The 3,527-nt window shown below is 45.9% G+C and carries 4 protein-coding genes and 1 pseudogene; all 5 read left to right on the top strand.

The window, feature by feature from the left end:
• Positions 1 to 172: pseudogene (locus QTO00_RS16670) on the top strand (tungsten ABC transporter substrate-binding protein); the annotation flags it as partial.
• Between the two features lie 6 nt (positions 173 to 178).
• Positions 179 to 877, top strand: a complete 699-nt coding sequence (locus QTO00_RS16665; protein ID WP_331425789.1) for an ABC transporter permease — start codon at positions 179 to 181, stop codon at positions 875 to 877.
• A 9-nt stretch (positions 878 to 886) separates the two neighbouring features.
• Positions 887 to 1,615 carry an energy-coupling factor ABC transporter ATP-binding protein gene (locus QTO00_RS16660; RefSeq protein ID WP_331425788.1) on the top strand — a complete coding sequence of 243 codons (729 nt, stop codon included), beginning with the start codon at positions 887 to 889 and terminating at the stop codon, positions 1,613 to 1,615.
• 115 nt (positions 1,616 to 1,730) lie between these two features.
• Positions 1,731 to 2,315: a molybdenum cofactor guanylyltransferase MobA gene (gene mobA, locus QTO00_RS16655; protein ID WP_331425787.1), complete on the top strand. Its 585-nt coding sequence runs from the start codon at positions 1,731 to 1,733 to the stop codon at positions 2,313 to 2,315.
• Positions 2,315 to 3,527, top strand: a 1,213-nt coding sequence (locus QTO00_RS16650) for a bifunctional molybdopterin-guanine dinucleotide biosynthesis adaptor protein MobB/molybdopterin molybdotransferase MoeA (protein WP_331425786.1), incomplete at its 3' end; no start/stop codon positions are given. The genes mobA and QTO00_RS16650, both read left to right, overlap by 1 nt.

Genomic DNA, 3,527 nt, shown 5'->3' with positions numbered 1-3,527 from the left:
GTTTAACCCTTATCAAGTCATCTTAGTGAACCCAGAGCGCTACCCTGGAATCAACTACCAAGGTGCAAAAGAGTTCAGTGACTGGTTAGTTAATCCAAAAGGTCAGAAACTGATTAACGACTTTAAACTCAATGGCAAGCAACTGTTTGTCGCCAACGCGAACGAGAAATAATCTTCGATGACCTTGTGGCAAACCACTCTAGATGCACTGACATTGCTTGTGAGCTTTGACAAAGAGTTATGGGAGATCGTTGCGGTCTCCTTTAGTGTCTCGCTCTCTGCAATTTCTATTGTGCTATTTCCGGCAATCATCTTCTCGTTTGTGCTGGCTTATACCGACTTTAGAGGCAAGTGGTTGTTCTTATCGCTGATTAATACTTTGCAAGCGATACCAACTGTTGTGATCGGTTTGCTGCTCTACATTCTTTTGTCACGGGCAGGACCGCTTGGGGATTGGCAAATGCTGTTTACCCAAAAGGCGATGATTGTCGGTCAAATGTTGATTGGTTTTCCTGTTTTGGTTTCTATGATGCATGGCGCTCTTCAATCAAGCGATCGAAGAGCGGTTGAAACCTCTATCACTCTCGGCGCATCAATACCTCGCGTTATCGCAACCATGATCTGGGAAACTCGATTTCCTTTGCTGGCCGCAGCAATTGCAGCGTTTTCTCGCATTGTGACCGAGGTGGGTTGTTCGACTATGGTTGGCGGTAACATAATGGGCATAACCAGAAATATCCCCACGGCGATTGCAATGGAGAGTCACAAAGGCGCATTTGCCCAAGGTGTGGCATTGGGAATTGTGTTACTAACTTTGGCTTTGGCGTTGAATTTCATGCTAACCAGCATGCGTGGCAAAGGCTATTTAAGGACTTAGAGGGGCAGTATGACGATAAAAGTAACCGCCCAGCAACTTTCAATGCGCTTCAATGAGCGGGTTCTGTTCCACATACCTTCGCTGTCCATTGGGCCCAATGATGCTATCTATTTACGTGGCGACAACGGGGTTGGAAAAACCACCCTACTCAAGATCCTGTCTGGTTTAATGAAGCCAACCACGGGAACGATTAGCGCACCGAATGACACATGGCTGAATCGACTCTTCTCCCGAACAGGTCGAAATGGCGTAATCTACCTGCATCAGGCACCTTACCTATTTGACGGCACTGTGTATGAAAACGTCGTCTATGGCATTCGCTATGTCAAACAAACTGCCAAAGACAAACGAGCGCAAGTCATCACAGCCCTGCGTATGGTTGGTTTGGAAACCTTAGCTGACGAACATATTTCTGTGCTTTCCGGCGGAGAAAAGCAGCGCGTAGCAATGGCGAGAGCTTGGATATTAAAGCCGTCAATTCTACTGATGGATGAACCAAGTGCCTCACTCGATCAAGAGTCTATCGAGCGTTTGGTAATAATGGCCAACGATCTTCTTCGCCGTGGTTCGAGTATTGTCATTACTAGCCATCAGCAAAATGCGTTAACTGAGTTATGTAACAAACAGTGGGTTATCAGCGAGCGTATGCTTAAACAGTTCTCGAACTGCGATAGTGACAACAACAATGTCGTGGTACTTAAAGATAAAGTCACTGACATTAAACTGAGTAATCGTTAGCCACAGAGGATGAAAGTGACCTCTAGGGCTCTAAAATATCGACCTCAACGCTTGTCGACAGGAGATAATTTGCTACAGTTCCACTCTTACAATAATAACGGTCAATAGTTTTTATATGCTGCATTCTAATCAGACCAGCTGGGTAATCTTAGCAGGCGGTCAAGCGAGTCGAATGGGAGGCCAAGACAAAGGCTTGGTGCTACTCAACCAAAAACCTCTTATTCAACATGTCATTGACCGTTTATCGCTTCAAACTGACAACATCCTAATTAACGCCAATCGCAACCACGAAGCGTATCAGCAGTTTGGCGAGGTATTTTCTGACCATTTCGAAAACTATCCGGGTCCAATGGGCGGGATTCACGCTGGCTTAATTCATGCTCCAACCGATTGGGTTGGTTTTGTTCCCTGTGATAGCCCGCAAATTAACCCAGATTTAGTTGAGCGATTTTGCCAAGCTGCCAATGACGATACCGATATTCTTGTCGCTCATGATGGCGAATATCAACAACCTGTTTTTACCCTTTATAACAAGCGCGTTTTGCCTAAGCTTACGGCGTTTTTACAGCGTGGTGATCGTAAAATTATCCTTTTATACAAAGAGTGCAACACTCAATATGTTGACTTTAGCGATTCACCGAATTGCTTTGTAAATCTTAATACGCCTGAAGAACTGACACAATTTGGAACCCTTAGCTGATGACTTATACCCTCCCTATCCCAATACTTGGTTTTGCAGCGTATTCAGGTACAGGCAAGACGACTCTTCTAGAAGCACTAATGCCTAAACTGACTGAATCCGGTCTAAGAGTCGGTATGCTTAAGCATGCCCACCATAACTTCGATGTCGATAAGGAGGGTAAAGACAGCTATCGCTTAAGAAAAGCAGGCGCATCACAGATGCTGATTTCGTCACGAAATCGATTTGCGTTGATGACCGAAACTCCGAAAGCTGAGACTGAGTTTACCTATCTACTGTCACGCTTTGATTGCGACAAACTCGATATCGTTCTGGTCGAAGGGTGTAAAAACATTGCTTTCCCAAAAATTGAACTACACCGTGAAGAAGTGGGCAAACCTTGGCTTTATAACAACGACGACAATATTATTGCTATCGCTGCTGACAGACCCGTTTCTGATACTGAACTGCCGCAGATGGACATTAATGATCTCGACGCGATTGCCGAGTTTGTCATCCAATATGCTAAAGCCACTGAATCCGGGAAGAAAAACGGCGCTGCTTGCTGCGATACCCTATCCCCTGCATTTTTGTCCGTAGAACAAGGACGAGAGAAAATCTTGTCGCTTGTGAATGAGGTCGTAGACTCCGAAACTTGCCCAATCACACAAGCTGCTGGGCGCGTTCTTTCTGAGGATGTTATTTCTCCTGTAAACGTACCGCAATACACCAATTCCGCGATGGATGGTTACGCTATTCGCGGCGAAGACGCTGGGTTAGATAGTTTCGAAGTCGTTGCTGAAGTGCTTGCCGGACACGCTTACGACAAACCACTTGAGCTAGGACAAGCGGTTAAAATTATGACCGGTGCACCAACGCCAAAAAATGGCGACACCGTAATTATGCGCGAACAGGCGCAGCAAGATGGTGACGCCGTCACGTTTGATGCAGCAGTTAAAACTGGACAGAATGTACGCCAAGCCGGTGAAGACTTGGCAAAAGGTGCGGCAGTGTTCTCAGCCGGCCAAAGAATTACTTCTGCTGAAATGGGCATGCTCGCTTCGCTAGGGTTTGCTGACTGTAACGTACTGCGGAAGCTCAAAGTTGCTATTTTCTCAACTGGTGACGAAGTTCAAGATCCAGGCTCAGCGCAACAAGCTAACTCTATCTACGACTCTAATCGTTTTACGATTATGGGCATGTTGCAAAAGCTTGGCTGTGAGATCCTCGACT

It is taken from the genome of Vibrio sp. M260118, from assembly GCF_036533755.1.
GTDB lineage: Bacteria > Pseudomonadota > Gammaproteobacteria > Enterobacterales > Vibrionaceae > Vibrio.
This window is presented reverse-complemented; position numbering and strand designations above follow the sequence as displayed.

Coding starts and splice junctions, on each gene's coding strand:
- QTO00_RS16665 (WP_331425789.1), top strand. CDS start 179: ATGACCTTGTGGCAAACCACTCTAGATGCACTGACATTGCTTGTGAGC.
- QTO00_RS16660 (WP_331425788.1), top strand. CDS start 887: ATGACGATAAAAGTAACCGCCCAGCAACTTTCAATGCGCTTCAATGAG.
- mobA (WP_331425787.1), top strand. CDS start 1,731: ATGCTGCATTCTAATCAGACCAGCTGGGTAATCTTAGCAGGCGGTCAA.